The organism is Magnetococcales bacterium (genome assembly GCA_015228935.1).
Taxonomy (GTDB): domain Bacteria; phylum Pseudomonadota; class Magnetococcia; order Magnetococcales; family DC0425bin3; genus HA3dbin3.
In genome coordinates this window covers 1-4,411 of record JADGCO010000175.1, presented here as the reverse complement: position 1 = coordinate 4,411, position 4,411 = coordinate 1, and the positions used below count along the sequence as shown (strand labels likewise).

General features: G+C 49.8%; 3 protein-coding genes. All 3 read right to left on the bottom strand.

Going from position 1 to position 4,411, the window contains the following annotated elements:
• Positions 1–129 precede the first annotated feature (129 nt).
• Entirely contained in the window at positions 130–1,092 is a 963-nt protein-coding gene (locus tag HQL65_20265; protein ID MBF0138571.1) for a hypothetical protein, read from the bottom strand.
• A gap of 506 nt (positions 1,093–1,598) precedes the next feature.
• Positions 1,599–2,435 carry a GAF domain-containing protein gene (locus HQL65_20260; GenBank protein MBF0138570.1) on the bottom strand — a complete coding sequence of 279 codons (837 nt, stop codon included), beginning with the start codon at positions 2,433–2,435 and terminating at the stop codon, positions 1,599–1,601.
• 57 nt (positions 2,436–2,492) lie between these two features.
• Complete coding sequence (locus HQL65_20255; protein ID MBF0138569.1) at positions 2,493–4,241, bottom strand: caspase family protein; 1,749 nt, start codon at positions 4,239–4,241, stop codon at positions 2,493–2,495.
• Between the last annotated feature and the right edge of the window lie 170 nt (positions 4,242–4,411).

Below are 4,411 nucleotides of genomic sequence, written 5' to 3'. Positions count from 1 at the left end.
CTTGGCGCGTTGTTCAGCGCCAAGAGTCGGACGTATTGCAGGTTTTCCGAAAAAAGCAATCATCCTGGCCGAAAGAATGATCCTGGCCTGCCAACACATTGTGGCGCATAGCCCGGAAACGTGCTTCAGTTAAAACGAGAGTTTGTAGTTGGCAAAGATGGAGTGAAAAATTATAGACGGTGTATTGTCCGGGTTGTTGACGGTTCTGCTGTTCGAGTAGCCGATGCCGATCTGCGATGAGCTGTTGATATTGTAATCCAGGGATGGTGTAACTGTCAGCGAAGCCCCATCTTCGGCAAAAACACCACCATAATCGAGAGCGAGGCTCAATTCTACGGGATTGCCAAGATATTTTCCTTGCAGACCAAAATTGTATGCGCTCGAATTGGAAGTCGTGGTACTGGTCTGTCCACCAACGTTGACATCGACTTTACTGGTTGTATTTGCAAGACCATAGCTGCCGAGAATTTGAAAATTGCTCTTTTTGTCCGTGTAACTTCCGGTCAAATTGATATCGACTCCGTAGGAAGACGAATCCGCCGTCGAGGAAGACCATCCGGCTTGTCCTCCTACTGTGGCCCAGAAAGCAGAAGCACTATTACTGTCGGAAGAACGCGAGAAGATAGCCGTGCCTGTCCCCTTCACCAAGGACATATTGGTTGAACTTTTGACGGTCGATGCAGGGGTGACGAAGCCAAGTACGTTCATTGCTGGAGTTTTCACGGTCGTTTTCAACGATGCATAGTTGGCAGCGATACCAAACATGGCCCTTGATCCTGCGCTGAAAACACCGCCTGTCAGTACAGAAGTCATGTTGGAATCGATCTCGGTTCCTGCCACATTGAACTTCGGCATCCATCCATAAGATGGTTGCAAATAGACCGAATTACCAGAGCTGCTCTTGGCCTGATCGCTCTTTTTCGTATCGCTGATGCTTTGTTCGACACTCTTTGCCAAGAGCGATGCGACGGCCTTGTTGACAGCGCGTTCCGCCGCTTTTTTGGCTTCTTCCTCAGCATCCGCTGCAAACAGATTCTGTGAACACAACAAACACGTTGCCGACACAAGTGCCCATGATATATTCCTGTTCATTCTTGTTTCCCCTATGGCCGTTGTGAGAATCCAACACAGAAGCAATAACTTGTCTCCACATGTGACAACCCTGCGCGAGCCGTTCAAGCCTCACGGCGATCACATAAGCGGCGATCATACACCGGATCCCGGAATGGATTCCATGAAAAATAATAAATATTTTTGTCGAAAAAACACTATAATTTTGTAGAAATATTACGACAATATCATGATCGTACCGACAAAGTTACAACCCCTCGGTCCATGATTGCATGATAGCCATGCCACTTGAGGTTTCCCTTTCTTCGGATCCCTGTATCAGGACAATTCGGGTTCTGGCAACAAAAAGCCTCCAAGGGCAGCATATTTTTCTCCTTCCATGGCAAAGTCACCGTGTCAGAGAAAATTTACGCTACATCAGGCAATTATAGCTTGTATCGGAAATCCTGATGCCATTTTTGACAAACCCCTTGAGGATTGAAGATGCTCAGGAGGATTTTTCCTGGCATCAGGATTTCCGAGAAAGGCTATAGGTCAATGTCGGGCACCACCGAATTTCCCGGCATGCGTCCGGTTTCATTGACACCACTTTCCTCCAATCGATCTTCAGGCAGACGTGGCAACAGGACGGTCACCCGGGTTCCCCCTGCCAGGATCTGTTCCACATCGAGACGGCCATGCCGATGCGCGGCACGTTCCCGCATGCCGTTGATGCCAAACCCCTTGTTTTCTTGCAGTATGTGTGGGTCAATGCCGCAACCGTCATCAATGATCTGCAATTTGACATTTTCAGGCTCCAGATACAAGGCCAGGACGACGTGCCGTGCCCGGGCGTGACGCACGGCATTGGTCAGTGCCTCCTGGGCAATGCGAAACAACGTGGTCTTGCGCTGCTCATCCAACACCACTTCCTGGGAATCCCGGGAGACCCGGCACGACAAACCGGTATGGCGCACAGTCTCCATCGTCAGCCATTCCAGCGCGGCCAGCAAGCCGAACTGATCGAGAACACGCGGTCGCAACGAGTGGGAAATATGGCGGATGGTGGCCAATGCCCGGATTTTTTCCCGGGAATGGGTCAAAGCGGCCTGGGATTCCAGCAATCTGGTCGTATACCGTGCCGTGGCAATGGCCATGGCGGCCTGGGTGCCCATCAGGCGCAGCATCTCCACGCGCCGGGGCGAAAATTCCCCCTTCAGCAGATTGTTTTCCAGATAAATGGCCCCGATCACCTGGTTGGATTGGACCAGGGGCACACACAAGACCGATTCATGGTTTGCTCCGCCACCAGGATTCCGTCCTGTGGACCTGCCAGGGAGCCAGCTCCCTGGATCCCGATTCGTTGCCGGGTGATGAACAGTCACCGATTCAGAAGTTTGTTCAGGGGATGACCGGATGGGTACGCTACGTTGGCTGTCGGATCAATAACCAGCCAGAAAAACATCGAATCCGCTCAGCATACCGAATGGTTTTTGTGACATTCCAAGCACTTTTTCAGAGTACTCATCGACTTTCTTTTCTGCAAACGCAATCACATCCGAGACGAACACCTTGTTCTTCTCTTTATATGAAAACGCCTTTCCGTTCAACGCTTCCAACACGGCGAATGTGAACAGACCATGCCCAAGGTCCGGCAACTCTGCTGTTTTCTGGTTGGAACGGGATCCGGACAGCAAGCCGATACCGATATTTTGACTCAATAAATATTGCTCCTTCATTTGAGCAAATTTTTCAATGCCATGGATGGCTTCTTCAGAATGGCATGCATCAAACATGATGAACATTCTATTCGAGCGGAACTCGTTCAGAAGAATTTCCTGCAAGCTTGATGCGCTGATACCCGCATTCTGGACAGCCTTGTCCGATGCCTCATTGAAATCATGCGATAAAAAGTACCACTTTTCATGACTCACAACACCGTGTCCCGCAAAATAGATGACGACAACATCGCTCTGTGTCGTCTTCTTGCCGATATCTTTCATAAGCTGAATGATGTTGCTTTTTGTGGCGTCATGGTCATAAATGTGATGCGTGTAGATATTCTTAAACTTAATCTGCGCACTTGAAAAAAATTTCTTGATTGCTTCAGCGTCATTGACGGCGTAATCGAGATTGAATGCTTTCCCCTTGTATTCATTGACGCCAACAACGAGGGCGTACAGGTTGCCGGTTGTGGTGCCGGGCAACTCTTTCGTGATGACCTTGCTATTGCCTTCCATGTGGTCGTAGCCGACCGCGATGGCCTTGAATTCGTTGTTGCCGGCCTGGGGCAGAACGTTGAAAGCGACGGCCCTGACGTTGTTGTCTTCTTTCGCATCCGTCTTGTCGATGAATCGATGGTGCGCTGGCACTTTTTTGCCGTTGTGGTAGAGAACGATATCTTCTATGGTATTGCCAATTGCCTGTGAGGAAACAAGGATCTGTGCAGGGGTATCCGCAGTTTCCGGTTCACTGATGAAGGCAAGATCATCGATGCTGGGTGGCATGGGCACGCCCGTGGCGAATGAAAATTGACCATTCGACAAGAATTTTTGGCTATTTTTATAATATTTTACCAGAAGACCTGGTTCATAATATGAGCTTGCGAACTTTTTAATATTAAATTTATCGTTTTCAATCATCCAGGAAACCTTCTCCATGTGACTGTACGGAGCATCGAAACGCCCTGTCTTATCGAGTGTGGCCCATCCCCTTTGCTTCAGGGTCACGGCCTTGACGAGTTCATCTTTGGACTGGTGACCCGTCAGTGTCAGAGTGCCTGCGGCATTGACATGGGCGGTGAGTGTGTCGTTCAACGGTATCGTGTATGTGCCCTGTGCATCGGGTGTGATCTTGTCCCATCCTGAGAGTTCCGACAGGGAGACGGGTTTGTGCTGACCCGTCGCAAAATCCCAGACTCTTGCGTCATCTCCGAAGACCAATCCAATCTTTGTTTTGTCGGCATGGATATATACAGAAGAAAGATTGTGCAGCTCATCGTCTATTTTGAGTTCAGCGTGCCGGAGCATGAAGTTGATGTTGTTGACGATGGCACGATTCACGGCCCGCGAGATGCTGTCGGAAACCAGGCGTTGGACACCACTGTCCACCGGGCCAGCCATGCTGTCATGGGCACTGCACATGATGACCAGGAACACGGTGACGATTCTGATATATCCAGACATGGTCATTCAACACCAACCTTTCAATCATGATGTGACAATATGACTTTCATACAAGAAAAGACGGCGCGGCCTTGATCATCGTTTCGGCTATTCTGTAACGGGATCCAGGGGGTGGGCCATTGTCCGACTCTTGGCGCGTTGTTCAGCGCCAAGAGTCGGACGTATTGCAGGTTTTC